The organism is Paraburkholderia tropica (assembly GCF_014171495.1).
Taxonomy (GTDB): Bacteria; Pseudomonadota; Gammaproteobacteria; order Burkholderiales; family Burkholderiaceae; genus Paraburkholderia; species Paraburkholderia tropica.
The window spans coordinates 900,695-927,348 of sequence record NZ_CP049134.1; the positions used below are offsets into that span (position 1 = coordinate 900,695).

General features: G+C 62.5%; 29 protein-coding genes. 25 read left to right on the forward strand and 4 right to left on the reverse strand.

From position 1 onward, the window contains the following. From G5S35_RS04025 to G5S35_RS04115, 20 genes are all read left to right on the forward strand, one after another. The gene (locus G5S35_RS04025) at positions 1 to 297 is read left to right on the forward strand and encodes a head-tail joining protein (protein WP_183038631.1); all 297 of its coding nucleotides are present in this window, start codon (positions 1 to 3) and stop codon (positions 295 to 297) included. After that, entirely contained in the window at positions 294 to 713 is a 420-nt protein-coding gene (locus G5S35_RS04030) for a hypothetical protein (RefSeq protein ID WP_183038632.1), read from the forward strand. The genes G5S35_RS04025 and G5S35_RS04030 overlap by 4 nt, the downstream gene beginning before the upstream one ends. 34 nt (positions 714 to 747) lie before the next feature. Then, the gene (locus tag G5S35_RS04035) at positions 748 to 1,680 is read left to right on the forward strand and encodes a phage tail tube protein (protein WP_183038633.1); all 933 of its coding nucleotides are present in this window, start codon (positions 748 to 750) and stop codon (positions 1,678 to 1,680) included. Positions 1,681 to 1,728: 48 nt separating this feature from the next. Beyond that, positions 1,729 to 2,079 (forward strand): hypothetical protein, encoded by a 351-nt coding sequence (locus G5S35_RS04040; RefSeq protein ID WP_183038634.1) that lies wholly within the window; start codon positions 1,729 to 1,731, stop codon positions 2,077 to 2,079. A 50-nt stretch (positions 2,080 to 2,129) separates the two neighbouring features. Beyond that, positions 2,130 to 2,465 (forward strand): DUF1799 domain-containing protein, encoded by a 336-nt coding sequence (locus G5S35_RS04045; protein ID WP_183038803.1) that lies wholly within the window; start codon positions 2,130 to 2,132, stop codon positions 2,463 to 2,465. Positions 2,466 to 2,504: 39 nt separating this feature from the next. Continuing rightward, positions 2,505 to 5,318 carry a phage tail length tape measure family protein gene (locus G5S35_RS04050; RefSeq protein WP_183038635.1) on the forward strand — a complete coding sequence of 938 codons (2,814 nt, stop codon included), beginning with the start codon at positions 2,505 to 2,507 and terminating at the stop codon, positions 5,316 to 5,318. Continuing rightward, entirely contained in the window at positions 5,308 to 5,646 is a 339-nt protein-coding gene (locus G5S35_RS04055) for a phage tail protein (RefSeq protein ID WP_183038636.1), read from the forward strand. Before G5S35_RS04050 ends, G5S35_RS04055 begins: the two co-directional genes overlap by 11 nt. A 6-nt stretch (positions 5,647 to 5,652) precedes the next feature. Then, positions 5,653 to 7,026, forward strand: a complete 1,374-nt coding sequence (locus G5S35_RS39270) for a tail fiber domain-containing protein (RefSeq protein WP_202034992.1) — start codon at positions 5,653 to 5,655, stop codon at positions 7,024 to 7,026. After that, a complete protein-coding gene (locus tag G5S35_RS04065; RefSeq protein WP_183038637.1) occupies positions 7,023 to 7,727 on the forward strand; it encodes a phage minor tail protein L in 705 nt (234 codons plus the stop codon). Before G5S35_RS39270 ends, G5S35_RS04065 begins: the two co-directional genes overlap by 4 nt. After that, positions 7,727 to 8,464: a C40 family peptidase gene (locus G5S35_RS04070; protein ID WP_183038638.1), complete on the forward strand. Its 738-nt coding sequence runs from the start codon at positions 7,727 to 7,729 to the stop codon at positions 8,462 to 8,464. The genes G5S35_RS04065 and G5S35_RS04070 overlap by 1 nt, the downstream gene beginning before the upstream one ends. A gap of 57 nt (positions 8,465 to 8,521) precedes the next feature. Next, entirely contained in the window at positions 8,522 to 9,115 is a 594-nt protein-coding gene (locus tag G5S35_RS04075) for a tail assembly protein (RefSeq protein WP_183038639.1), read from the forward strand. Continuing rightward, a complete protein-coding gene (locus tag G5S35_RS04080) occupies positions 9,112 to 12,495 on the forward strand; it encodes a TipJ family phage tail tip protein (RefSeq protein WP_183038640.1) in 3,384 nt (1,127 codons plus the stop codon). The genes G5S35_RS04075 and G5S35_RS04080 overlap by 4 nt, the downstream gene beginning before the upstream one ends. Continuing rightward, positions 12,495 to 12,806, forward strand: a complete 312-nt coding sequence (locus tag G5S35_RS04085) for a hypothetical protein (protein WP_183038641.1) — start codon at positions 12,495 to 12,497, stop codon at positions 12,804 to 12,806. Before G5S35_RS04080 ends, G5S35_RS04085 begins: the two co-directional genes overlap by 1 nt. Positions 12,807 to 12,916: 110 nt before the next feature. After that, on the forward strand, positions 12,917 to 13,555 hold the full coding sequence (locus G5S35_RS04090) for a hypothetical protein (protein WP_183038642.1): 639 nt from the start codon (positions 12,917 to 12,919) through the stop codon (positions 13,553 to 13,555). Between the two features lie 11 nt (positions 13,556 to 13,566). Then, positions 13,567 to 13,881: a hypothetical protein gene (locus G5S35_RS04095; RefSeq protein ID WP_183038643.1), complete on the forward strand. Its 315-nt coding sequence runs from the start codon at positions 13,567 to 13,569 to the stop codon at positions 13,879 to 13,881. A gap of 83 nt (positions 13,882 to 13,964) precedes the next feature. Next, complete coding sequence (locus G5S35_RS04100) at positions 13,965 to 14,273, forward strand: hypothetical protein (protein ID WP_237181338.1); 309 nt, start codon at positions 13,965 to 13,967, stop codon at positions 14,271 to 14,273. Between the two features lie 41 nt (positions 14,274 to 14,314). After that, on the forward strand, positions 14,315 to 14,488 hold the full coding sequence (locus G5S35_RS40425) for a hypothetical protein (RefSeq protein WP_477644650.1): 174 nt from the start codon (positions 14,315 to 14,317) through the stop codon (positions 14,486 to 14,488). Next, positions 14,488 to 15,006, forward strand: coding sequence for a lysozyme (locus G5S35_RS04105; RefSeq protein WP_183038805.1), 519 nt, complete (start codon positions 14,488 to 14,490; stop codon positions 15,004 to 15,006). Before G5S35_RS40425 ends, G5S35_RS04105 begins: the two co-directional genes overlap by 1 nt. Before the next feature lie 2 nt (positions 15,007 to 15,008). Beyond that, positions 15,009 to 15,548: a lysis system i-spanin subunit Rz gene (locus G5S35_RS04110; protein WP_420874521.1), complete on the forward strand. Its 540-nt coding sequence runs from the start codon at positions 15,009 to 15,011 to the stop codon at positions 15,546 to 15,548. A gap of 79 nt (positions 15,549 to 15,627) precedes the next feature. Beyond that, positions 15,628 to 16,473, forward strand: a complete 846-nt coding sequence (locus G5S35_RS04115) for a hypothetical protein (protein ID WP_183038646.1) — start codon at positions 15,628 to 15,630, stop codon at positions 16,471 to 16,473. A 133-nt stretch (positions 16,474 to 16,606) separates the two neighbouring features. On the opposite strand, the gene G5S35_RS04120 is transcribed toward G5S35_RS04115, so the two are convergent. Then, positions 16,607 to 17,050, reverse strand: a complete 444-nt coding sequence (locus G5S35_RS04120; protein ID WP_183038647.1) for a hypothetical protein — start codon at positions 17,048 to 17,050, stop codon at positions 16,607 to 16,609. A gap of 168 nt (positions 17,051 to 17,218) precedes the next feature. On the opposite strand from G5S35_RS04120, the gene G5S35_RS04125 reads away from it, so the two are divergent. Further along, complete coding sequence (locus tag G5S35_RS04125; protein WP_183038648.1) at positions 17,219 to 17,902, forward strand: SOS response-associated peptidase; 684 nt, start codon at positions 17,219 to 17,221, stop codon at positions 17,900 to 17,902. A 365-nt stretch (positions 17,903 to 18,267) separates the two neighbouring features. Here G5S35_RS04125 and G5S35_RS04130 read toward each other — a convergent pair whose 3' ends face one another. Then, positions 18,268 to 18,450 carry a rubredoxin gene (locus tag G5S35_RS04130; RefSeq protein WP_027816562.1) on the reverse strand — a complete coding sequence of 61 codons (183 nt, stop codon included), beginning with the start codon at positions 18,448 to 18,450 and terminating at the stop codon, positions 18,268 to 18,270. A 298-nt stretch (positions 18,451 to 18,748) separates the two neighbouring features. On the opposite strand from G5S35_RS04130, the gene G5S35_RS04135 reads away from it, so the two are divergent. Both G5S35_RS04135 and G5S35_RS04140 read left to right on the forward strand, forming a co-directional pair. Further along, positions 18,749 to 19,159 carry a DUF4399 domain-containing protein gene (locus G5S35_RS04135; RefSeq protein ID WP_065063716.1) on the forward strand — a complete coding sequence of 137 codons (411 nt, stop codon included), beginning with the start codon at positions 18,749 to 18,751 and terminating at the stop codon, positions 19,157 to 19,159. Positions 19,160 to 19,293: 134 nt separating this feature from the next. After that, positions 19,294 to 21,222, forward strand: coding sequence for an ATP-binding cassette domain-containing protein (locus G5S35_RS04140; protein ID WP_074984736.1), 1,929 nt, complete (start codon positions 19,294 to 19,296; stop codon positions 21,220 to 21,222). A 35-nt stretch (positions 21,223 to 21,257) separates the two neighbouring features. Here the strand turns inward: G5S35_RS04140 and G5S35_RS04145 are convergent, their stop codons facing one another. Together G5S35_RS04145 and G5S35_RS04150 are read right to left on the reverse strand one after the other, a co-directional pair. Further along, a complete protein-coding gene (locus G5S35_RS04145) occupies positions 21,258 to 21,611 on the reverse strand; it encodes a HepT-like ribonuclease domain-containing protein (protein WP_074984738.1) in 354 nt (117 codons plus the stop codon). Continuing rightward, complete coding sequence (locus G5S35_RS04150) at positions 21,608 to 21,898, reverse strand: nucleotidyltransferase family protein (protein ID WP_074984739.1); 291 nt, start codon at positions 21,896 to 21,898, stop codon at positions 21,608 to 21,610. The genes G5S35_RS04145 and G5S35_RS04150 overlap by 4 nt, the downstream gene beginning before the upstream one ends. Positions 21,899 to 22,274: 376 nt before the next feature. On the opposite strand from G5S35_RS04150, the gene G5S35_RS04155 reads away from it, so the two are divergent. Both G5S35_RS04155 and parC read left to right on the forward strand, forming a co-directional pair. After that, on the forward strand, positions 22,275 to 24,266 hold the full coding sequence (locus G5S35_RS04155; RefSeq protein WP_065063711.1) for a DNA topoisomerase IV subunit B: 1,992 nt from the start codon (positions 22,275 to 22,277) through the stop codon (positions 24,264 to 24,266). Positions 24,267 to 24,313: 47 nt separating this feature from the next. After that, positions 24,314 to 26,632 carry a DNA topoisomerase IV subunit A gene (gene parC / locus G5S35_RS04160; RefSeq protein WP_065063709.1) on the forward strand — a complete coding sequence of 773 codons (2,319 nt, stop codon included), beginning with the start codon at positions 24,314 to 24,316 and terminating at the stop codon, positions 26,630 to 26,632. Positions 26,633 to 26,654: the final 22 nt, after the last annotated feature.

Consider the following 26,654-nt stretch of genomic DNA (forward strand, 5'->3'; position numbering starts at 1 on the left):
GTGTTTGATCCCAGCGTGTTCTGGGCGGCCATCGCTGCCGTCGGGATGCTGAAGACAGCCTATGTCGACGGCATTCCCGATGGCGTGCTGGTCGGCTTCGCATCGCCCGATCAACTCGAGCTGGACAGTCAGGTGACAGTCGCTGAGTACCAGATCGAGTACCAGGCGGATGATCTGCCGGACCTCGCTCGCTTCTCGATTCTAACGATCGATGCGGTGCGATACCGTGTGCGCCGACCGCCGAGGCGCAAGGACGACGGTTTCTTCATGCTCGCCGATCTGGAGGTTGCCAAATGACGACGCGTCGGGAGTCGTATGTCGAAGCTCTCATGCAGTTGTTGTCCGCCGACGTGCAGCTGCAGGCGCTCGGGGTGCGTGTCGAGCGCTCCATTTATGACGCTGTCGGCAGCAACGAGCCGCTTGTGCTCGTTGTGCATCGCGGTCGTGACGTGCCGACGCCTGACATCGGTGTGACGACGCGAGAGTGCATTTTTATGCTCACAGCGGTCGTACGCGATGCGGCACCTGATCGCGCCTCCGATTCTATCTTTGAGCTAGCTCATCCTCTCGTCATGAATTTCGACGCAGCCGGCCTCATGGGGGTGCTCGAAGGGACGACTGACGAGCCGCGCGCGGCCGATGCTGAGGGCGGCATCGGGGTTGTCACGCTCCAGTACATCTTCCAGTACCAGACGCCTACTGACGCCCTGTAGGGCGTGCGTCGCATACATATAGAGGTGCGCCTCGATGGCAAAATCCATCAAGAACACAGTCATTCTCGCAAAGCTCCAGACCGCGATCGGCACGCCCGCTGTGCCGACGGGGGCTGACGACGCAATGCTCGTCACTAACCCGAGCCACACACCGGTGGCGTCGACGATGGTCAGCCGGGATCTCATCCGACCGTATTTCGGCAACAGCCAACAGCTCTCGGCCGGCGTGCACACGGAGCTGAGCTTCGATGTGGAAATCGCGGGCTCAGGTGTCGCGGGCACCGCGCCGGCATGGGGCCGCTTGCTAGTCGCCTGCTATTTTGCCGAGACCGTGACGGAAAACGTCGACGTGAAATACACCCCGGTCAGCCAGAAGCCGGCGACACCGTTGACGATTTTCTATCACCTCGACGGCCTGCTTCATAAGCTGACCGACGCGTATGGCACCGTCTCGTTCGATATCACGTCGGCGGGTATTCCGAAGATGTCGTTCAAGTTCATGGGGACGTACAACCCGGTGACTGACACGCCGCTCCCGGCAGATACCGACTTTTCCAAGTTCCTCACGCCCAAGCTGGCGCTCACCGCCAATACGACGTGGTCGATGTTCGGATACAGTGGGCCACTGCAGTCGCTCTCGGTCGATATCGCGAATACGCTCAACTGGTTCCAGCTGATCGGCGAAGAGGGCGCAGAGGTCGACGATCGCGCGCCGTCGGGCAAGATCGTGATGGAGCTGTCATCGGTCGCGAGCCAGGACTGGTGGTCTGCGGCGAAGGATGCGGTGCTCGGTGCCTTGACCGTTCAGCAAGGTCAGACGGCAGGCAACATCGTGCAGTTCGACGCTCCACAGGTTCAGATCAGCAATCTGTCGTACTCCGACCAGAACAACAAGGCACTGCTCAACGGCGACCTCGGCCTGAGTCCGCTCGCCGGCAACGACGAGCTGGTCATCACCGTAAAGTAACTTTGCCGTTCTCCCTGTTTGGGCCGCCCTAGCGCGGCCCATTTTCATTTGAGGTTCCTGATGCCATACGTTTTGACGAGTCGTCCCACGTTCACCTGGCCGGTCACGGTCATCGAGCCCGGCAATGCGCCCGATGGCGCAGTCGAAGAATCGCAATTCGTTGTCGAATTCGCGCGCAAGGATGGTGACGAGCTGGAGGCGCTTTTCAAGGACAACAAGCCGGTGCGCGTGGCGCTGAAGGATCTGGTCGTCGGCTGGACGGGGCTGCGTGACGAAGGCGGCAGTGAGCTCCCGTTCGATCAGGCGTATCTCGACGCGCTGTTGAAGGTTCCTCACGCCGTCGTTGGTCTGTGGACCGCATTTCTTGAAGGCGCGGGCGGGGCGACGCGAAAAAACTGATCGGGGCGGCGCGGCACTGGGCCGGCGCACCGCCCGATGACGGCAACGCTATTGACGATGGTGTTGCGTCCGCGCTTGCGGCATTCGGAGCGCGGACGCAGGACGTCGACGCCGCGCGTAAGCAGGCGGCCCCTGCGGCCTTCGAGGTCTATGCGGAGAACTGGGACGCGGTCCAGCTATTCGAGGCGCTATCGACGCAATGGCGTGCGGTTGCATTCGGCACTATGGCCTCTGCTCGAATCGTGCATATGGGCCTCGACTATGCGGCGATCGAGCCGGTTGCGCGCTTGATCGGGATTGGAAAGCGTCGTCGTCCCGCCGTGTTTCAGCAACTCAGGGTCATGGAAGATGCCGCGCTCGCGGTGCTGCTCGCCGAGGTCTCCTGATTGCTTCGTGCCCCTCGCGGGCAATACAAGGTGGTGATTATGGGGATTACGACAGGGAATCTCGGGCAACTCGTGGTGCAGATCACGATGGACCCATCCCGTTATAACGCCGGCGCGCAGGATCTCAAGACCGGCGCACGGAACGTCGCGTCCACGCTGAGTCAGGCGGGCGAGTCCGGCGCCGCCGGTATGGACAAAATCACGTCACATACGGCGGGAGCTCGAAAGGAACTGCTCGTGATGGCGCACGAGCTCGCGACCGGCAACATTTCGAATTTCGAGGGGTCGTTGATGGTGTTCGCAGAACGCATCGACGCCTTCAAGTTCCTTCTGTCTCCCGTTGGCGCAGCGGTCACGTCCGTAGTGGCTGTGATCGGCTCGTTCGCTCTTGCCGCGTATAAGGGGCACGAGGAGACGGAGCGGTTCAACAACTCGCTGATCCTTACGGGCAACTATGCTGGCCAGACGGCAAGCAGTTTTGCCGCGCTTACGCAGGCTATAGCGTCCAGCACCGGGTCAGGCCTCGGTACGGCCCGCGACGGGCTGCAGGCACTCGTGTCGTCCGGTCAGGTTACTGGCCAGTCACTGCAGGTGCTCGGCGAGGATGTTGTGCGGATGCACGACCTCACCGGACAAAGTCTCGACGATATCGCAAAGGACTACGCGAAGATGCCGGAAGGCGTGGCGAAGTGGGCTGAGCAGCACAACAGCAGCATGCATTTCATCACGACGGCGCAATACGATTACATTCGCGCGCTCGAAGAGGCAGGAGACAAGCAAGGTGCGATGCTCGCGGTGGCGAAGGCGCTCGATGCGCAACTGAGCTCGGAGTCAATCCCGAATCTCGGATTGCTTGAGCGAGGGTGGAAAGCGGTAGGGTCGGCAATCAGTGGCGCATGGGACTGGATGAAGTCGATCGGGCGCGACGAAACTGCTGCCGAGAAAATCGCGAAGGCGACGGCCGAGGTGCAACGCCTGCAGAATGCCCTGAAATCCCCCACTGGCCAGATGAATGCGGACCAGATCAATCCGCAGTTGCAGGCCGCGCAAGAGCAACTCGATGCGCTGAATCGCGACGCGTTGCGTGAGCAAAACCATGCGATCGACAAGTCGCAGCAGGACCAGATTCAGCAGGCTGGGATCGCCGCGTCAGACTTCCTTAAGAAGTTGCAGGACGAAGAGCGCGGCATTAACCGCGTCGACGATGCTCTCAAGGACTATCGGAAGAATGTCGCCGCATACAACGCGGCCAATCCGGGCAAGGCGATCACCCCGACGCAGCAGGCGACGGATGAATCGTTCCTGCGCAAGCAGTACGCTGATCACGGTGCAGACTCAGCAGCCAATCGGGCGAGGAAGAATGCGCTGGATGCAGCGTTAGCAACCACGAAGAACGGCCTTGAACTGATCAATGCCGCGTACAAGTCGTCGGATGAGCAGTTGCAGGCTCTGCGCAAAGCAACTTTGATTTCGGATCAGGCGTACTACCAGGCCGAAATCACGCTGACGAACGATACTGCGCAACAGCAGATCACGGCGTATCAGCAGGAGAAAAAGACCCTGCAGGATGCGTACTGGAAGGCCCCGGCTGAGGACCGCATCAGGATCACCCAGGAAATCGGCGACGTCGACACCAAGATTGCCAAGGTGAGGCAGGACAACGCGGCCAAGGTGCAGGTTTTGCTCACGCAGCAAACGGACGCGCAGCGGCAATATCTGAAGTCGATTACCGACACGCGTGATGCGCTGCTCGCACAAGCCGGCATTTCCGCGCCCAAGGCGCTGCACGATTTCGACGAACGCAATCGCGGGGCCATGCTGCAGGCGGCGACAACGGGTGACGTCGGATCGGCGGCATTTCTTGATCAGGACCGTCAGCTCACGAAGTTGACTGCGCAGTACAACGATCTGATCGCTCAGGCGAATGATGCGAAGACGAAGATCTCGCTCGATCAGCAGGAGGGGTTGACCGGTCTGTTCGACGGCTTCTCGCAGTTGCGTACAAACTCGGCAGACACCGTCGACTCGCTGCGTCAACTGTACGATCAGGTCAATCAGCTTTCGTGGCAAACGACCGACCCTGGCGTGCTGGCGAACCTCGATCAATTGCGCGACAAGATCCGGCAGTCGATGCTCGATAGCTCGAACTACATCAAGGACTTTACGGACGCGGGGCGCAGTGCTTTCGACGGATTTTTCTCTGACATCACAGAGGGCACGAAGACGCCGGCGCAGGCATTGAAATCGATGGTCGCGAGCATGCTGTCGTCGCTCGCTTCTCTCTTCGCGAATCAGGCATACACCGGGCTGATCAACACGATCTTCGGTGGTGCGATGTCGGCCGCCTCGGGGGGCACCGGAAATTCGGCATATGGCTTCAGCATGCCATCGTCGATCTCGGGCAGTGGTGCACTCTTCGGAACGATGGCCGGGATGCTGTTCAAGGCCGATGGCGGCCTGATTACGGGCCCCGGCACTGCGACGAGCGACAGCATCCCTGCGCGGCTATCGACGGGCGAATTCGTCGTGAACGCAAAGTCTGTGTCCCAGCCGGGCGTGCTTGCCATGCTGACGGCACTTAACAGCGGCGCGAGCGTTTCGCCGCGTAATCGCTTTGCCAAAGGCGGCCTCGTCGGCTCTTCCGGGGCTGGTTCAACTGCGCAGGGCGGCGATCTTCAGATCAGCGTATCGACGACGGTGGAGGCGCCACGCTCGGCATCTGATTCGTCGGGGCAATCCGCTGGCGTCACTGAGCAGCAGATGGCAGCTGTGATCGATGCACGCGTCAAGCAGGCCATCGCCAAGGAAACTCAGCAGGGCGGCATCATCTGGAGGTATAGGAATGGCCGTTGAAACCTTCACCTGGGGCGCGCGTATAGGCGATCAGGGCGATATTACCTACGCGACCCAATCTGCGGCATTTGCCGATGGCTACGAGCAGACAGTATCAGTCGGTATCAACAACAAGTCGGGGTCATGGCCGTACACCTATATCGGCCCGATCGAAGAAGTGCAGCCGATTATGGATTTTTTGGATGCACACGCGGGATCGAAATCCTTTCAGTGGACGCCGCCATTCAGTGCGCAGGGACTCTACAAATGCGCGGGCTACAGCATCTCGCCAAAGGGCGGTCCGCTCCTGCAGCTTACGGCAACGTTCAAGCAATCCTTTTCTTTGTGACGAGATATGGGCTCACTTCAAAAAGTCAATTTGGGTACGCCTCCCGATGCGGAAGATGGCGATACAGCCCGTGCCGCGAACACGAAGGCAAATCTCAACGTCGACATTCTCAGTACGCAGGCCACTCTGACAAGCTCCTCGCCGAACGCGGTGCGCGACCTGGCGGCCGCAGACATGGGAAAACGGGTGAACTTCACGCCGACGGCGGCGAGCACCGTACATTTCCCGGCTGCCAACACGACGGGCGCGGACCAGCTCGTCGCGATCCACAACCTGTCTGCCGCATACGACATCACGATGGCGAGCGCGGCGGGCAGCGGCGATACGGCGCCCGCGATCTTCGTTGTGAAGCCGGGCGAGATGCTGACGTACGAAACGGATGGCGTTTCGGTGTGGCGCACGATCGGGCGCAAGAAGGCGTTCGACGAGACGGTGCAGGGGAAGCTGATCGTGGCGGGCGCGACTACGCTTGCCGGCCCGGTCACGATGACGGGCGGTGTGGCCGGCCCGGTTACGGCGACGGGCGCCCTGCAGGGAACGTCTCTCTCAATCGGCACCGGGCCGACCTACGTGGCTTCGATCTCTGCGGCAGGTGCGTTTTCTGGCCCGAGCGCAAGCTACACAGGCAATGTCACGGTGGGCGGTACGCTGGGTGTGACGTCCAGCGTGACTTTCGGCGGAACGCTCGGCGTGACCGGTCAAGCGACCTTTACGGTACGGCCGACTTTCGCGAACAAAGTGCCTTGGGACGCTGGAAATCTTGCTTCGCCGATGACGTTGGACACCGCGCAGACCTTCACTGCGGCTAAAACCGGCAACGCGCCGATCACGCTTACTCCCGCCGCTCCGTCCGGCACGACGGGAGTAACGAACCAAGCGCCGAGTTTTGCGACAACCGCACGCGGCTCTTACCAGTTCGTGATGTATGCCCAGGAAGTTGTCGGCTCGTCGGTCACTGGCATTTTGGGCGCGTGGTCGGGGTCGTGGAAGTACTGGTTTTTCGACGCGAACACGGGAAATGCGACATGTGCGAGCGGCTCGTGGGTGAATTCGTCCGATCGCCGCTTGAAGACGAACATCGAGGTCATCGAATCGCCGCTGGAGAAGATGCGCAAGATTCGCGGCTATACGTGGGATCGTCTCGACGCGGAGTCGCACGGCATGGGCTTCATCGCGCAGGAGATCGAGGCAGTCTTTCCGAACGGCGCGCATGAGATCGGCGAGACGGCGGAATTGCTCGACGGCACCGTCATAGAGAAGCCGCTTGGGATCGACACTGGAGGCGTCGCAGCAGCGCTGCATCACGAGGCCATTCTTGCGGTGATGGAAGAGATTGACGCATTAAAGGCGGAGGTCGCGGCACTGAGGGGCGCAGCATGACGATCACAGCAGACGTTCAGCAGCTTGAGCCAGGACGCCTGATCGAGCTTTTCGAGGTCGACTGTACTGCGATTGGAGGCGATGTACTGCGTTTCCACGGGCACCTTCAGTCAGCGTCAATATGGTGGCAGGGCAACGAGTACAAGCCGTGGCCGATTCAGGCGGCGGGCTTCGAGCGCACGGGCGATGCTCAACAGCCGTCTCCGACTGTAACGGTTGGCAATGTCGATGGCGTTATCGGTGCGATGTGCATCGCGCTCGGCGATCTCGTCGGGGCAAGCGTTCGTCGAAGGCGGACATTCAGCACTTACCTCGACGCGGTGAATTTTCCAGACGGCAACCCTACTGCCGATCCGGGCGAGGAAATGCCGCCGGAACTTTGGTACATCGAGCAGAAGAGTGGAGATATCTATCCACAGATCGAATTTACGCTCGCCTCAGCGCTCGATCTGAATGGCCAGCAACTGCCCGCTCGGCCGATCGTCGCGAACGTATGCATGTGGTTGATGAAAGGCGGCTATCGAGGGGCGTACTGCGGCTATACGGGCGCAGCATATTTCGATCTTAACGATCAGGCCGTCGATGATCCGGCGAAAGACAAATGCGCCGGTCGGGTCGCTTCGTGCAAGTGCCGCTTCGGTGCGAATAACCCGTTGCCCTACGGATCGTTTCCGGCGGCGGACTTGACCTCGGGGGTGTGATGCAGGAAAGCACGCTGAATGATATTCGCGCTCATGCGCAGCGGGATTATCCGCGCGAGGCCTGCGGCGTCGTAATCGTCGAGCGGGGCCGTGAGCTCTATGTGCCTTGTCGCAACATGTCTGCAACGGCATCTGAACAGTTCAAGCTGCCAGCCGACGACTTCGCTTCGGCCGAGGACCGCGGCGAGGTCGTTGCAATCGTGCACTCTCATCCCGATGCGTCGCCGGAACCCACTGATGCAGACCGCGTGTCATGTGAGGGGAGCGGTTTGCCGTGGCACATCATATCGTGGCCGGATGGCCGGATACGCACGATCGAACCATGCGGTTATGAGGCACCCCTCGTAGGGCGCGCGTACGCGCATGGAGTACTCGACTGCTGGAGCCTGATAAGGGACTGGTATGCGCGGGAGCGGAACGTCTCGCTGCCGGACTTTCAGCGTCAGGATAAGTGGTGGGACGACGGTGCCAGCGACCTGTACACCGAGCACTGTCGCGCTGCAGGCGGAAAGATCGTCTGGGAGGCGGGTCACGATGTAGCCGCCGCATCGGTGCTTGAGGTGGGGGACGTGATCTTGATGCAAATCCGCAGTCGCAACGGCGTGCCAAACCACGGTGCGGTGTATATCGGCGATACGCGGATTCTGCATCACCCGTATGGACGGTTATCGACGCGGGATGTGTATGGCGGGTACTGGCACGACTGTACGCGCCGCATCGTGCGGTATGCGAAGTGATCCAGTTTTCAAAGCAACTTTGAACCCGCCCTGAGCGGGTTTTTTTACGTCCAGAGCATGAGCGAAAAAATCCGCAATATTCGCCTTTACGGAAAACTCGGTGCGCGCTTCGGGCGCCTCCATCGCCTCGCCGTGGCGAGCGCGGCGGAAGCAACGCGTGCGCTCTGCGTGCTTCTTCCCGGATTCGAACGGGAGCTCGTCGGCAGCAAGGATCGAGGTGTGACTTACGCGGTGTTCATCGGGAAGCGGAATATCGACGAATCAGCGCTGCACTATCCGGTGGGCGACGACGATATTCGTATCGCCCCAGTTCTGCAGGGCGCAAAGAGCGGCGGGTTGTTTTCGACAATCCTCGGTGCGGTGATCATTGCTGCTTCTGCGATCGGTAGCTATTTCGCGCCGGGCAATCCGTTGAGCGCATACGGCTTTCAGTTCGGCGCAGCGCTTTTGCTGGGGGGCGTCGCGCAAATGCTCTCGCCGCAGCAAACGGGGCTTGCGACCAAGGACAGCCCTGACAATGGGGCCTCCTACAACTTCAATGGGCCGGTGAATACGCAGGCGCAGGGCAACCCTGTGCCAATCCTGTACGGCCGCATGATCGTCGGCTCGGCGGTCATTTCCGCTGGTATATACGCGGAGGATCAGCTATGAGGGATATCGTCGGTTGGAAGGGGCAGTCGAGTGGCGGCTCATCCGGTACGGAATCGCCCGACAGCCTGCACAGCACCGCGCATGCAAAGGTGCTCGATCTGGTCTCGGAAGGTGAGATTCTCGGACTCGTTGCCGGTCTGCAATCGGTGTATCTCGATGGGACGCCGATCCAGAATCCGGACGGGTCGGAGAACTTTTCCGGCTACTCGATCGACTGGCGCTGGGGTACGCAGGACCAGACGTACCTGTCCGGCTTCCCGTCAGTCGAGAACGAGCATTCCGTCGGCGTCGAGCTGAAGGATACGCAGCCATGGACTCAGGCGATCACTGACCTGTCACTGTCGGCTGTGCGGATTTTAATGGCGGTGCCCCAGTTGCAGCAGAGCAACGCGAGCACGGGCGACATTACTGGTTACAGGATCGAGTATGCGATCGACCTTTCGACGGACGGTGCAGCGTTCCAACAGGTATTGACGGGCGCATTCGACGGAAAGACGACGTCTCAGTACGAGCGCAGCATCCGTATTGAGCTTCCGGGTGCCGCTCTAGGGTGGACTTTGCGCGTGAGGCGCACGACTGCGAACGCGAACAGCAGCTTGATCGCCGATACCGTCAACCTCGTCTCATATACGGAGATTGTTGACGCGAAGTTGCGCTATCCGATGAGTGCTGTCATCGGCCTGCAGATTGACGCCTCGCAGTTTCAGTCTGTTCCGACGCGCTCATTCGATCTGTATGGTCGCATCATCAAGGTGCCGACGAATTACGACCCGGTATTGCGCACGTATTCAGGCGCATGGGACGGAACATTCAAGCTCGCATGGTCGAACAATCCCGCATGGGTGTTCTATGACCTGGTGCTCAACGATCGCTACGGGCTCGGGCAGCGCGTAAATGCGGCGCAGATTGACAAGTGGGGGCTGTACTCGATCGCGCAGTATTGCGATGTCATGGTGTCTGACGGGAAGGGCGCCCAGGAGCCGCGCTTTACCTGCAACGTCTACATCCAGAGCACCGCCGACGCCTATCAGGTGCTGCAGGATCTAGCGGGCATTTTTCGGGGGATGGCTTACTGGGCGAACAGTCAGGTTTTCGCGGTGGCAGATATGCCTGGCGATTCCGTGTACACATATACAGCGGCCAATGTCGTGGGCGGCCAGTTCAAGTACGTGGGAAGTCCGCGAACGAAGCGGTTCACAGTTGCTTTGGTCTCGTGGAACGATCCTTCGGACCAGTACAAGCAGAAGGTCGAATACGTTGCCGACGATGCAGGTATTGCTCGCTACGGCGTGCAGCAAACATCGATCTCAGCATTCGGATGCACATCGCAAGGCCAGGCTCAACGCGTCGGGCAGTGGGCGCTGCTGACATCGCGGCTGGAAACCGAGACGGTGACGTTTCAGGTGGGGCTGGACGCCACTATCGTGTCGCCGGGCAAGGTTTTCAAAGTCGCGGACCCGAACCGCGCGGGGCGTCGCAACAGCGGCCGGATTCGCGCGGTAAGTGGACGCACGGTAACGCTCGACAAGGCGCCGATAGTTAACGTTGGAGACACGCTGACAATCATTCTGCCTGCTGGCACGGCAGAGAAACATACGGTGCAGTCGGTCGAAGGCAATGACGTAACGGTCGTCGACAACTTCTCGACGGCGCCTGTGCTGCAATCGATCTGGCTTATCGAGAGCGATGACCTTGTGGCGCAGACGTTCCGGTGTCTATCCGTGGCCGAGCAGGACGGCATCGTGTTCGAAATCACCGCCACGCAGCACGAGCCCGGCAAGTTTGACGCGATTGATAACGGCACGCGTATCGATCCGCGGCCAATCACGGTCATTCCGCCGTCGGTGCAACCGCCTCCTGCGAACGTGCGTCTCGCGACGTACAACATCATCGATCAGGGCATAGCGCGGACGGTGATGACGATCGCCTGGGATGCTGCAGCTAACGGAGTCGCCTATCAGGCCCAGTGGCGTAAGGACAACGGTGAGTGGGTGAGTGTGCCGCAAACCGGCTCGCTCAGTGTCGACGTCATCGGCATCTATCAGGGCGAATACCTCGCGGCGGTGCGAGCGGTCAACGCGATGGGCGTCGTCTCGATCCCGGCATATTCCGAGCAAACGCCGCTGCAGGGCAAGACATCCCCGCCGCCGGCGGTGACGTTTCTTCGCACGACGTCGCAGATATTCGGGATTGGGCTCGACTGGGGCTTTCCTGACGGTGCGGGGGACACCGAACGTACGGAGATCTGGTACAGCAAGACTGCAGATCGTGACGATGCACAGAAGTTTTCTGATTTCGCTTACCCGCAGGCGACGACGATCTATCAGGGACTGGCCGCAGGGCAGTCGTTTTTTTTCTGGGCGCGATTGATTGATCGGTCGGGAAACATCGGCCCATGGTATCCGGATGGTGCAGGCGTAAACGGCCAGAGCAGCAGCGACGCGACGCCACTTCTCGCGTACCTCACGGGCGAGATCACGAAAACGCAGCTTGGTGAGGACGTGCTTGATCCAATCAACGCGATCCCGGGACTGCAGCAGGACGTGCAGGAGACTGCGGCGGCTATCACGGACGAACAGCAGGCGCGAGTCGATGGTGATGCAGCGCTTTCTAGCCGGCTGGATCAGGTGAGTGCGCAGGTTGTTATCCCGCCGATGGCTGGAAGCGAGAAAGACTATGCGGGCTCGACGACTGTGTACGCTGGGGTCTGGTCCGAACAGTCGGCGCGTGCTGAAGCTGACCTTGCACTCGCGCAGAACAACGAGACAACGACGGCGCAGATCAGCTCGACGAAAGCGACGATGCTGGCCGCAGTGCAGACGGAGACTCAGGCGCGCGTGGACGCAGTTAGTGCGCTTACGACTCAGGTTACGACGGTGCAGGCGCAGGCCGACGACAACACGGCTGCTGTGCAGACAGTGGCGCAATCGTACGCAAACCTGAACGGTCAGCTCTCGGCGTCGTACACCATCAAGACGCAGATCACGTCTAACGGTCGCACTTACATCGCTGGGATTGGCATCGGGATTGACAACAACAATGGTGTCGTCGAGTCGCAGGTGCTCGTCGCGGCGCAGCGGTTCGCGATCCTCGATAACACAGGGTCTACGGTGTCGTCGCCTTTCATCGTACAGGGCGGTCAAGTGTTTTTGGCGCAGGCGTTTATCGGCACGGGCTGGATTCAAAACGCGATGATTGGCGACGTGATCCAGTCCACGGCGGTGGGCGCGAACGGGCAACCGCGATGGAAGCTCGACAAGAACGGCACGCTCACGCTTAACGGCGCGAACGGAGGCAGCGGTTACATGACGCTGACTGACTCGACGCTGCTGGTCTACGACAACAACAATGTGCTGCGCGTCCGTCTGGGGCTCTGGTAATGACGGCCGGTCTGCAGATCTTCGACGCGAGCGGAAACATCGTTCTCGATGCGACGTATCGCGTTATGCGGCTGGGTGGCTTCAGGCAGATCTACGGAGGTACCAACGATAGCGTCACGGACAGTCGCCTTGCGCAAGGTGGATGGTTCACGTTTCAGCCCGGAGGTACGCGCGGAGACGGGTACCTGTCGGGCGGCGTGATCGTCCCGCGCTTTACGCTGAGCGGCAGCACGCTCTCGTGGACGTGGAACGCGAAGAACAGCACGTACGACATTTATCAGGAAGGCTATATCGTCTATGGGGGGAGTTGATGACGGCCGGATTTCAGGCGTGGACAGATACTGGCCTGGTCCAGATTGACGGCAGTTCGCAGAATTTTGCGCTTCGCCAGTCGTTCAGTGTGACGACCGGTTCCGGCACTGTGAACGTCGGGAAATCGAACGCAGGCGTTCAGTACACCGTCGCCGCCAACGTCGCGAATTTCACCGTCTCAGCCGTATATCCGTTGATCGCGCTTTACAGCCCGAACGCGTACGCGACGATCCTGAAGTGCCAGAACGTCGGCACCAATTCGTGGTCGATTCAGGTCTGGTCGAACGTCGCTGCGACGGTGCAGGTCTACGTATTCGACCAGTCGTTAGCGGCTGCGCCGTCGGGTGCCGGGTACGGACTGCAGGTGTTCGACGCGAGCGGCAACCTGATCGCGGACGCGCGCCAGCGTCTCGCGCGCGTGCTCGACATGCAGAGCGGCAACATCATGGGTGCGGGTCCGGGCTGGGGGCAGTGGAATCAGGTCGATCTGCGGCAATACACGTTCGGGCCGTATTCGGGCGTCGCCAAGATCGGCGTGGCAGCAATCGCGACCGCGTGGGTTTCTGCGCCGGCGGGCGGAAACGATAGCGGCTGGTACAACGTGAGCGGCCTACAGACAGTCGGCAACACCATCAATTTCCAATATGCCTATAACGCGGTCGGCAGCACGACGCATCCGGGCAACAACACGTGTTTCGGCTCTCAATACGACTGGGCGTTTCTGGCGGTCGATCTGAGCTATATCTGACAGGAGAAAGTATGCCGATTAAGAAGGACTACGAGACGCCCGCGACGGGCGCGATTGCGAGCTACCACGTAGCGGCGATGGTGACACTCGACGCGATTTCGAAAGCGACGTCCGTCACGCTGCAGTCGTTTCTCAGCGCTGACGCGCGCGGCGCAGGCAAATCGCCGATGTATCAGCAGCAGATCATGATCACCGGCCTGCCGGATTCTGGCACGGACGCTTTCGCGTTCGCCGACGCGCAGCTCGTGGCCGCGCCGCCGAGCGACGGCGCGGAAGCGCTCAACCCGGCACGCTACGCGTTCACCGGCGCCGAGATCGTCGACTGAGCGATCAGCTATCACGAAGAACACGCCGCCCAAGAGGCGGCTTTTTTATTTCCGGGGGGCAGATGGAAGGCCATGAGCAGATCGTGCAAGCGATCGATGAATTGCGAAGCGACATTGAGCAGCGGCACAGCGAGAACGTGACCTCACTGGGAGTCACGGAGCTGAAGCTTGACGAGGTGATCCGTCGTGTCGACGACCTTCATAAAGCGTTTCCGGGTGGTGACCCGGATGGCCATCGTCGTTATCACGAATCGCTGATCGAGCGCGCGGAAGCGCGCACCAAGTTTTACAACGAGCTGCGGGCCGAGCTGGCGAAGAAGGGGCTGTGGGCGCTTCTTGCGCTGATCGGCGTGGCCCTCTGGCAATACCTCAAATCGAGGGTGATCGCGTGAAGCCTGTTTCGTATTGGCGCAAGGCGCACCGGCGCAACTCGGTGCGCGCGTTGATCGCGTCGACCGCCGTTTCGTTTGCCGGCGGCGTCTGGTCAGCGCTCCCTGAAGCATGGATCGAGAGGCTGCCTACGTGGGTTGTCCTGTCGGTGCCGTTCGCAATCAGTGCAGCAGGCCTTGTACTCGCCTACCTGCATCAGCCGTCCTTGGAGGACTGATGGCAAACCGTGTTGGAAAAAAAGGCCTCGCGGCGCTGGTTGGTGCAGGCGCCGCGTCGCTGTTGATGTACGGCGCGTCCTATTTTCCCGGCGTGCCGGGGTTCGAGGGCGTAGTAAATCGCGGATATCTCGATCCTGTCGGCATCCCGACGAAGTGCATGGGCGACACGCACGACGTCGTCGTCGGTAAGCGGTATAGCGACGCGGAGTGCCGCGAATCGCTCGAAACGCAGCTGATCGCACATGCCGAGCCGGTGTTGAAGTGCACGCCGTCGCTCGCGGGCCACGCGTACCAACTCGCGGCGGCCGTGAGCTTTGCCTACAACATCGGCGCGAGCGCGTACTGCGGAAGTTCGACGGCTCGCCGGTTCAACGCGGGCGACTGGCGCGGCGCGTGTCGGGCGATGAACGAATCGGACGCGGGCAGGGCGCAATGGGTGACGTCGGGAGGCCGTGTGCTTCCCGGTCTGGTGAAACGGCGTGCCGACGAGCGCGCGCTTTGTGAAAAGGGGTTGTGATGCTGAAAGCTACTTTGCCGTATCTGATTGCGGCGCTGCTCGGCGCGGGCATCGGCTTTGGTGCCGAATACGTTCGCGCGAGCGCCGCGCTAGCCGTCGAGCAGGCGGCGCACGCGAAGGACAACGAGCGGCACACGAACGACATGCTCAATGTGTCGCGCGCGGCGCTGGAGGGCGAGAACCGCGCGATCGATGCGCATAACCTGGCCGCTTCGGCGGTCGCTGCGGCGGATGCCGAAACTACGAAGGAGATGAACGCACATGAAACCGACAATCGCCGCTATCGCGCTGCTCTCGCTGCTGGCACTGAGCGCGTGCGCGTCGCGGTGCGAAACTGCACTGCAGCCGATCCCGGCGGCATCGCCGGATCTCCCGGCGCCGCCGGCGTGGGCGATGGAAGCGCCGCCGTCGCAGACCTCGACTCAGCGGTTGCAGAACGCGTTTTCCGGGTCGCTGGAGACGACCAGCACGAAATCGACAAAGTGAAGGTGTTGCAGGCGTACGTCTGCGCCGTACGGCCGAAAACGCCCGGGTGTTCGTAGGCGTACCGTAAACCCGTGTAAACTTTATTGCGCGGCTTGAGAGGGCCGCGCCAACAAGAAACCGAACCGGGGAACAAGAATGAAAAAGAGACTTTCTGCTGCTTTGCTTTTGGCGGCCGGCCTGGCCGCGTGTGGCGGTGGCAGTGGCGACGACAGCGCCAGCGCAACGCCCGCATCGAAATCGCTCACGATCTCGATGTACGGCAAGCCAGTCGTGTCGAGCACTACGACCGCAGTCGCACACTCACAATTCAGCCTGATCTCGGCCGCTGTGGCGGCTGACACGTCGAATCCTGCATCGGACGCGCAGGCCACGGCGAAGTCGCTGACCGATGCGCTCGCTGCGCGCGGCGTGACGGCTGACATCACGAGCCAGGTGGTCGACGGGACAGCGCTGCATCAAATCGTGACCACCGAGTACAACGGCAAATCGCCGACGGCGGACCAGTTCAAGACGGACCCCAGCTCGTGGCTGGTCGTGAATTTCCAGCTCGACGACATGGTGACGCCGACGACCGATCCGGCGCAGCAGGCAGCATTGCAGCAATTCACTGCTGACTTGCTCGTTTTCTCGCAATGGGCTGCGGTGTCGGGAAAGGCCGTATTTGTGGTGCGGCCGATCCCGACCTGCGATTCACTGTATTCAGCATCGAGTGGGTTGTATAACGCGGAGACTGCCGCGTTGAGCAACGGTGCGCCGATTCGCTTCATGGGTGAAGTCGGAGCGAGTTTCAGCTTCGATCAAAATGGAAATGCGGTGCCGGATGCTGGAACTGACTTCGCGCACTACGGTGCCGATTGCCGGACGCCCGACGCTTATCTGCAAAACAAGCAGGTCGATTCGATGGCCGACACCATCGCACTCGCTTATAAAGAGCAGGCAAGCAGCGCGAGCGCGGCGAGCGCAGCGTCGACCGCGCAGTGACGAAAAAAAGCCGCCTGGGCACGAGCCCGGCGGCTTGAACGTAATACACCGAAGCTGCCCGGGACCACATCGGGCAGCAGGCGCGGACTCTACCACGTGAAGACGATCGGCGCGAGATAGCGGTGCCCCAGCGCTAGCGGCGATCTCCGGTTAGGGGCCCGATGCGCTCCATCTCCTGTCGCAGACGGCGCCTGATGCGCGCGATCGCCTTGCGTGCGTCTGCGATCGTCGCGCTGTCTTTGTCGATGTGCCAATACTCTTCCGCCGTGAGCGCCTCCAGCTCGCTCAACGCATGGCGCCCGCATTGCACCTCTAGTGCCAGCCGGCGCACGTCCTCGTTACGTTGCTCGGTCCAGATCCGGCGCAGCTCCTCGTACGTGGGCGTGAAAAAGGGCGGTAACTTGTAGCGTGACACGTCGGCACGCGCGCGGCGCTCGCGCGGCCAGTCAACGTCGTGGGCCGGAGGGTCAATCAGAGGCCCGATCGAGCGGTTCCGGTCGCGTTTCGTGTGCTCGATTTTGTGTGAGCGCTGATCGTTGAAGGCCCACCAATCGGCGCGCGCCTCTGCATCGGTCATCCAGACGGGCGTCGGGACAAAGCACCCGGCCCTCTCGTCCCACGCGGCCCACTTCCATTCCCATAGAGGTTCCATCTAAGCGCTCAAAATACTGTATATATATACAGTACCACGACATCTCAAAATTGCGCCAGCGCTGGCACAATGAACCGAGATCAGGGAGCCAAAATGTGTACGAATTATGCCGCCGCACGCCGCGACCGCCTGTTCAAACAGTTTGGCGTCGAGCCGCCTGAGAGCGCTTGGCGCGATGAGGTTTACAAAGATTATCCGGCGCCGATCATCCGGCGTCAGGCAGATGCAGCGCGCGCGGACGTCGCGACATTCGGGATCGTGCCGCGCAAGCATATTCCGTCCGGCGTACGGGTGTTCGACACGATGAACGCGCGCGCAGAGACCGTCGGCGAAAAGCGGTCATTCAGCGGCGCATGGAAGAAACAGCAGCTCTGCCTTATACCGTGCGAGGCTTTCTACGAGCCGGATTACGAAACGGGGAAAGCGGTGCGCTGGCGTATCGGCATGGCCGATGGTTCGTCGTTTGCAATCGCTGGCTTGTGGCGCGAATGGGCAGAAGAAGGGGGGAAGGCGTTCTCGTTCACCATGCTGACTGTCAACGCGGCGGAGCATCCGCTGATGAGTAGATTCCACAAGCCAGGCGACGAGAAGCGATCAGTCGTGATCGTGCCGCGAAACGAATACGATGGATGGCTGTCGAGCAGGACGATGGATGAGGCACGGTCGTTCCTGAACCTGTTTCCGGCCAATTTGATGCACGCCGAGCCGTTTCCTGCGCCTCCGCGACCGGCGAAGGTCGCGGAGGCGCAGCCGAATCGCGGCAGTCCTAAAGCGTGAATGGGGTACGATTGCGCTGCTACAGATTTGCTACAGCACGTTGTGCAGCCTATATCTGGCGCGGGTTTGCGGTCTCATTCCACCCCCTGAACTACAGGGAGCGGTCAGGTCCGCTGCGAGGCGCATGCGCCGGGCTCCGCCAAGCCGCCATGTTTCCCAAGTCACCCGTCATGGCGCGGAGCCGTCGCACGCGTCGCACTGTTCTGGGGCGGCCCGGACTGCACGCGGATCGAACCGCGGCCGGGCTGCGCGCCACGTGCGACGCAGGCGCAAGAGTATAGCAAACACATTCCGGCTGGAAACCACCCGCCGATGCGTCAGTGGCTCGGTTCAGCGGACCCGTTCAGCAAGCCCGCGCGCGCCGATCAGAACTCGACGACGGCGAATTCGGCCTTGCCCACGTCGCACAGCGGGCAGCGCCAGTCTTCGGGGATATCCGCGAAGCGCGTGCCGGCGGCGATGCCTTCGTCGGGCAACCCTTCTTCTTCGTTATAGATCCATCCGCAGATCAGACAGACCCAGCTTTTGTATTCGATCACTTCGCTCACAACATACCTTTCGTTCAATTCGATGCCGATGCCCGTCATTTGCCCCCATTTGGCGGGGCGATGGGCGACCCGCGATGTTACCGGAAAACGGAGAAGGCGCCGAAAGCGGCCTGGGCCAACATGTCGCAGTTTGACGGCGCGCAGTCACGGACGCGGTGTAAGCTGGGGCGCAAACGAACCAAGGATCGCAAGCAGGGTCGCAAGCAGGATCACAAACCGCCGCGGGGAACGCGCCGGGCAGATCGCCCGCCAATCACCTACAACCGACAGCATCGACATCATTCTCAGGAGCATCACGATGACTCGCAAAATCTGGCTCGCCGGCGCGACGTTGAGCGCCTTCGCAACCTTGTTCGCGGCAAGCGGCGTGGCGCGCGCCGAGGGCGTCTACTTCGTCGAGCCGAAAGACGGCGCGACGGTCAGCAACCCCGTGCACGTGAAATTCGGCGTCGACGGCATGACGGTCGCGCCCGCCGGCACGACCACGCCGAACACGGGCCACCATCATCTGCTGATCGACGGCAAGGCGCTGCCGCAGGGCGAAGTCGTGCCCGTCAACGAAAAATCGATCCACTACGGCAAAGGCCAGACCGAAGCCGACGTGACGCTGCCGCCCGGCGACCACACGCTCACGGCGCAATTCGCCAACGGCGCGCACCAGTCCTACGGCCCGGCTTGGAGCCAGACCATCACGGTGCACGTGAAGTAAGCGGCGCAGCCGTGTGACGGCGCGCGGCGCGTTCAGCCTGAGCCTGGTCGGGTTCGCCCCGATCGGCCCAGGTCCCGCCCGCGCGCCCCGGTACAATACGCGCTTGCTCTCCAACGCAGGCCACGGTCCCATCCATGTCGCTTTACACCATCACCGGCGCGCAACTCGCGTTCGGCCACGTCGCGCTGCTCGATCACGCGGACTTTTCGCTCGAAGCCGGCGAACGCGTCGGCCTGATCGGCCGTAACGGCGCGGGCAAGTCGTCGCTGCTCACGATCGTCGCCGATCTCGCGAAGCCCGACGACGGGCTCGTCACGCGCCAACAGAATCTCTCGACCGTCTACGTGCCGCAGGAGCCCGATTTCGATGTCGAGGCCACGGTGTTCGACACGGTCGCCTCGGGTCTCGCTACGGCGCGCGCGCTGCTCGACGAATACGACGCGGTCGCGCACAAGCTCGCCGACACGCCCGAAGGCGTGGAACACGATGCGCTGCTCGCGCGCATGAACGTGCTGCAATCGTCGCTCGACGCCGCCGACGCCTGGAACTGGCGCACGCGCGTCGCGACCACGCTCGCGCAGATCGGCCTCGACGGCGATGCGCGCGTCGGCGCGCTCTCGGGCGGCATGCAAAAGCGCGTGGCGCTGGCGCGCGCGCTGGTCGTGCAGCCCGACGTGCTGCTGCTCGACGAACCGACCAACCACCTCGATTTCGACGGCATCCGCTGGCTCGAAGACCTGCTCGTGTCGCAGCGTTCGAGCCTGCTGTTCATCACCCACGATCGCGCGTTCCTCGACCGCGTGGCCACGCGCATCGTCGAACTCGATCGCGGCAAGCTGCTCTCGTATCCGGGCAACTTCACGCAGTATCAGGAGCGCAAAGCGCAGCAGCTCGAAGTGGAGCGCGTCGAAAACGACAAGTTCGACAAACTGCTCGCACAGGAAGAAGTGTGGATCCGCAAGGGCGTGGAAGCGCGCCGCACGCGTAGCGTCGGGCGCATCGCGCGGCTCGTGCAGATGCGCAGCGAGCGTAGCGAACGCCGCAACGTGCAGGGCAACGTCAAGCTCGACGTCGCGCAGGGCGACAAGTCGGGCAAGATCGTCGCCGAACTGACCGACGTGACCAAGCGCTACGGCGGACGCACCATCGTCGATACGTTCTCGGCCACGGTCATGCGCGGCGACAAGATCGGCTTCGTCGGCCCGAACGGCGCGGGCAAGACCACGCTGCTCAAGATGATTCTCGGCGAACTGAAGCCCGACGAGGGCACGGTGCGCGTCGGCACGAACCTGCAGGTGGCGTACTTCGACCAGATGCGCGCGCAGCTCGACCTCGAAAAGAGTCTCGCCGACACCATCAGCCCGGGCAGCGACTGGGTCGAGATCAACGGCGCGAAGAAGCACGTGATGAGCTATCTGGGCGACTTCCTGTTCGCGCCGGAGCGCGCGCGTTCGCCCGTGAAGTCGCTCTCGGGCGGCGAGCGCAACCGGCTGCTGCTGGCGCGTCTGTTCGCGCGTCCGGCGAACGTGCTGGTGCTCGACGAACCGACCAACGACCTCGACATCCCCACGCTCGAACTGCTCGAAGAACTGCTCGCGGACTACGACGGCACCGTGCTGCTCGTGAGCCACGACCGCGCGTTCCTCGACAACGTGGCGACGTCGGTGATCGCCTCGGAAGGCGAGGGCAAGTGGCGCGAATACGTGGGCGGCTTCAGCGACTGGCAGACGCAGAGCGCGCGCTCGCAGGAAATGGCCGAAGCCCGCGCGCCGAAGGAAGCCGCGCCGGCCGCCGCCGCGCCGAAAGATAGCGCGACGGGCCGCAACGCGCAGCGCAGCGTGAAGCTGTCGTTCAAGGAGCAGCGCGAGCTGGAGGAACTGCCCAAGCGCATCGAGGCGCTGGAAACGGAGCAGAAGACCATCGGCGCGACCATCGAGGAAGGCTCGATCTTCGCGAAGGACGCGCAGGAAGGCACGCGGTTGAGCGAGCGTTATGCGGCGATCGACGAGGAATTGCTGCTCGCGCTGGAGCGCTGGGAAGAACTGGAAGCGAAGCGCAAGTGATGTGATGTGAGAGAAGCGGCCTGCGGGCCGCTTTTTTATTCCGCCTGCAAATTCAACAGCTTTTGCTGCAGCTCGGGCACCCAGGTTTGCACGGTGCTCCAGACGATGCTCGTGTCGACAGAAAAATACGCGTGCGAGACGCGATTGCGCATGCCATAAACCGCTTCCCACGGTATTTCCGGGTGCGCGGCGGCAAACTCCGGGTCGCCGCGCATGATATTGCGGGCGGCTTCACCGATGATTTCGAGGTTCCGCACGACGGCGTCGATCGCCATGGGGGTGGCTTCGAAGCTTTCTAGCGAAAGCGGCGCGACGTAGCTGCGAATACGGTCTACAGCGTCGAGCATGTGCTGCAGGTAATCCGGCGTGCGCAGATCTTCCTTCCTCATACCGGCACCGAATTCGCCACGACGCTCGCGCGAAATTTTTCCGGCAAGGCTTTGGGTGTCAGCACGTCGACCTTCACGCCGAGCAGCGCTTCCAGCCGCAGCTGGATTTGCGCGATGTCGATCAGTGTGGTCTGCGGCGTCGGATCGACCAGCAGATCGAGATCGCTCCCCTCATCATCCTCGTCGCGCGCGGACGAACCGAACACGCGTGCATTCGTCGCGTGATGACGCGCGACGATTTCACGGATTTCCGCGCGGTGCACGCGCAAAGCTTCGGACGGTCTCATGACAGCTCCCGGCTCCCCATTCCCAGCAAAGGTTGCAACGAACGGTCCACCCCGATCCGGCGCCGGACGAGGTGCCCAAACCGGCACCCAAACCGGCGCCCAAACCCCTTGCCGCAAGCGGCCCATTCTACGCGAAGCGCGTCTCGCGCCGCCCCTCGGCCGAACGGCCGACCCCTTCGCAAATTGCCGCGCGGTCCCAAATCAGTACAATACCTCGCGAATACGGTGGAGCGGGCACGCGCGCCGCGCCTGCGAGCCAGGCGAGCAGCCCGACCACGCCCTTGTTTCGTTTCGATTTTTTTGAACGCTCAACGCGTTTTCCACGCAGATGTCCACAGAAGCTGTGGACAAGCGCGGACAACCCCTGTGGATCACCATGTCAACGAAGAAGTCCAACGCTGGAAACACTGGCTATAGCGAAGCGTCGATCAAGGTGCTCAAGGGCCTCGAGCCCGTCCGGCAGCGGCCGGGCATGTACACGCGCACCGAGAATCCGCTGCACATCATCCAGGAAGTCATCGACAACGCCTCGGACGAGGCGCTTGGCGGCTACGGCAAGCGCATCACGGTGACGCTGCACGCCGACCATTCCGTGTCGGTCGAGGACGACGGCCGCGGCATTCCGTTCGGCCTGCATCCCGAAGAAAAGGTGCCGGTCGTCGAGATCGTGTTCACGCGCCTGCACGCGGGCGGCAAGTTCGACAAGGCCGCCGGCGGCGCCTACACGTTCTCGGGCGGCCTGCACGGCGTCGGCGTGTCGGTCACCAACGCGCTCTCCACGCGCCTCGACGTGACCGTCTGGCGCGACGGCAAGGTCGCCGAAATCGGCTTCTCGAACGGCGACGTCACCAAGCCGCTGACTTCGCGCAACGCCGCGCGCGACGAAAAGAAAACCGGCACGCGCGTGACCGCGTGGGCCGATCCCAAGTATTTCGACTCGCCCAATCTGCCGCTCGGCGAATTGCAGCGTCTGCTGCGTTCGAAGGCCGTGCTGCTGCCGGGCGTCGAAGTGACGCTCGTCGTCGAGAAGACCGGCGAGCGCCAGAGCTGGAAGTACGAAGACGGCCTGCGCGGCTACCTGCTCGAAGGCATGGGCGGCGCCGATCTGCTGATCCCGCTGTTCGAAGGCGAGCGCTACGCCGACGCCCGCACGACCGACGACACCTTCGCCGAAGGCGAGGGCGCCGCGTGGGTCGTGGCCTGGAGCGAGGAAGGCGCGCTCACGCGCGAGTCTTACGTCAACCTGATTCCCACGCCCGCGGGCGGCACGCACGAAAGCGGCCTGCGCGACGGCCTGTTCCAGGCGGTCAAGAGCTTCGTCGAACTGCACAATCTGCAGCCGAAGGGCGTGAAGCTGCTGCCCGAAGACGTGTTCGCGCGCGTCTCGTTCGTGCTCTCGGCGAAGGTGCTCGATCCGCAGTTCCAGGGGCAGATCAAGGAACGCCTGAACAGCCGCGACGCCGTCAAGCTCGTCTCGTCGTTCTCGCGTCCGGCGCTCGAACTGTGGCTCAACCAGCACGTCGAGCACGGCAAGAAGCTCGCCGATCTCGTCATCAAGCAGGCGCAGGCGCGCACGCGCGCGGGCCAGAAGGTCGAGAAGCGCAAGAGCTCGGGCGTGGCCGTGCTGCCCGGCAAGCTGACCGACTGCGAAGCGACCGACATCGCGCGCAACGAGCTGTTCCTCGTCGAGGGCGACTCGGCGGGCGGTTCGGCGAAGATGGGCCGCGACAAGGAGTACCAGGCCATCCTGCCGCTGCGCGGCAAGGTGCTCAACACCTGGGAAACCGAGCGCGACCGCCTGTTCGCCAACAACGAAGTGCATGACATTTCGGTGGCGATCGGCGTCGATCCGCATAGCCCCGACGAGACCGTCGATCTCTCGAATCTGCGCTACGGCAAGATCTGCATTCTCTCGGATGCTGACGTCGACGGCTCGCACATCCAGGTGCTGCTGCTCACGCTGTTCTTCAAGCATTTCCCGCAGCTGATCGAGCGCGGCCACGTGTACGTGGCGCGTCCGCCGCTGTTCCGCGTCGACGCGCCCGCGCGCGGCAAGAAGCCCGCGCAGAAGCTCTACGCGCTCGACGAAGGCGAACTCGAAGCGATTCTCGACAAGCTGCGCAAGGACGGCGTGCGCGAGACGCAATGGAGCATCAGCCGCTTCAAGGGCCTCGGCGAAATGAGCGCCGAACAGCTCTGGGACACGACGATGAATCCCGACACGCGCCGCCTCTCGCCCATCCTGCTCGGCGACCTCGACTACGAGTCGACCGTCGCGCGCATGACCATGCTGATGGGCAAGGGCGAGGCGGCCTCGCGTCGCTCGTGGCTCGAAGAAAAGGGCAACGAAGTCGAAGCGGACATCTGACCGCCTCCCGTTCACCCGCCCGCACACGATTACGGACTGATTGAAACATGGACGATCTTTTTGCTGAAGTGAATGGCGCCGCGGAAGGCGGCGACTCGCTCACGCTCGGCCACTACGCGGAGCGCGCGTATCTCGACTACGCCGTGAGCGTGGTCAAGGGCCGCGCGCTGCCCGACGTCTGCGACGGCCAGAAGCCGGTGCAGCGCCGCATCCTGTTCGCGATGAACGAAATGGGCCTCGGCGATAACGCCAAGCCCGTGAAGTCGGCGCGCGTGGTCGGCGACGTGCTCGGCAAGTACCACCCGCACGGCGACCAGTCGGCGTACGACGCGCTCGTGCGTCTCGCCCAGGACTTCTCGATGCGCTATCCGCTCATCGACGGTCAGGGCAATTTCGGCTCGCGCGACGGCGACGGCGCGGCGGCCATGCGTTACACCGAAGCGCGCCTCACGCCCATCGCGAAGCTGCTGCTCGACGAAATCGACATGGGCACCGTCGATTTCATGCCGAACTACGACGGCTCGTTCCAGGAACCGAAGACGCTGCCCGCGCGTCTGCCGATGCTGCTGCTCAACGGCGCGTCGGGCATCGCGGTCGGTCTCGCCACGGAAATCCCGTCGCACAACCTGCGCGAAGTCGCGGCGGCGGCCGTCGCCATGATCCGCAATCCGAAGCTCACGCACGCGGAGATCATGGAGAAGGTGCCGGGCCCCGACTTCCCGGGCGGCGGCCAGATCATTTCGAGCGAAGCGGAAATCGCGGCGGCCTACGAATCGGGCCGCGGCAGCCTGAAGGTGCGCGCGCGCTGGAAGATCGAAGACCTCGCGCGCGGCCAGTGGCAACTGGTCGTCACCGAACTGCCGCCGAATACGTCCGGCCAGAAGGTGCTCGAGGAAATCGAGGAGCTGACCAACCCGAAGCTTAAGCTCGGCAAGAAGACGCTCACGCCCGAGCAGTTGCAGAACAAGCAGACCATGCTCGGCCTGCTCGACGCCGTGCGCGACGAGTCGGGCAAGGACGCGCCCGTGCGTCTCGTGTTCGAGCCCAAGACCAGCAAGATCGATCAGGCCGAGTTCGTCAATTCGCTGCTCGCGAACACGAGTCTCGAATCGAACGCCTCGCTCAATCTGGTGATGATCGGCGCCGACGGACGTCCGCGCCAGAAGGGCATCAGCGAGATCATCGGCGAGTGGATCGGCTTCCGTTTCGCCACGGTCACGCGCCGCACGCAGCATCGCCTGACCAAGGTCGACGACCGCATCCACATCCTCGAAGGGCGGATGATCGTCTTCCTCAACATCGACGAAGTCATCCGCATCATCCGCGAGTCGGACGAGCCGAAGGCCGCGCTGATGAGCGCGTTCGGTCTGTCCGAGCGCCAGGCCGAGGACATTCTTGAAATCCGTCTGCGTCAGTTGGCGCGGCTGGAGAAGATCAAGATCGAGAAGGAACTCGCGGAACTGCGCGACGAGAAGGCCAAGCTCGAGGAACTGCTCGCGAACGAGTCGTCGATGAAGCGGCTCATCGTGAAGGAAATCGAAGCCGACGCGAAGCAATACGGCGACGACCGCCGCACGCTGATCCAGCAGGAAAAGCGCGCGACCTTCGAAGCGCGTGTCGTCGACGAGCCGGTCACGGTCGTGGTGTCGCAGAAGGGCTGGGTGCGTGCGCTCAAGGGCCACGGCCTCGACAGCCAGAGCTTCACGTTCAAGGCCGGCGACGGCCTCTACGCGGCGTTCCAGTGCCGCACGCCCGACGTGCTGATCGCGTGGGGCAGCAAGGGCCGCGTCTATTCGGTGTCGGTCGCGCAACTGCCGGGCGGCCGCGGTGACGGCGTGCCGGTCACGTCGCTGATCGAGCTGGAAGCGGGCACGCATCTGCTGCATTACTTCGCGGCGAGCGCCGACCAGGCGCTGCTGCTCGCGTCGAGCAACGGCTTCGGCTTTATCGCGAAGATCGGCGACATGGTCAGCCGCGTGAAGGCGGGCAAGGCCTTCATGACGATCGACGAAGGCTGCACGCCGCTCGCGCCGATGCCGATGCTGCCGGGCGCGATCCAGGTCGCGTGTCTGTCCTCGGGCGGACGCCTGCTGGTGTTCGGCCTCGACGAGATGAAGACGCTGTCGGGCGGCGGCCGCGGCGTCACGCTGATGCAGCTCGACGACAAGGAAACGCTGACGCAGGCGCTGGCGATCTCGGCGGCGGGCGTGGTGCTCGTGGGCACGGGCCGCGCGCAGAAGCCGGGCGAGGACCTGATGGCGGGCGCGGTGCTTGCGCCGCAGATCGGCAAGCGTGCGCGCAAGGGCCGCGCGCCGGACTCGAAGCTCAAGGTCATCACGGGCATGCGTCCGGTGCTGCCGGGCTGATTGGCTTGGCAGTCAGCGTCGC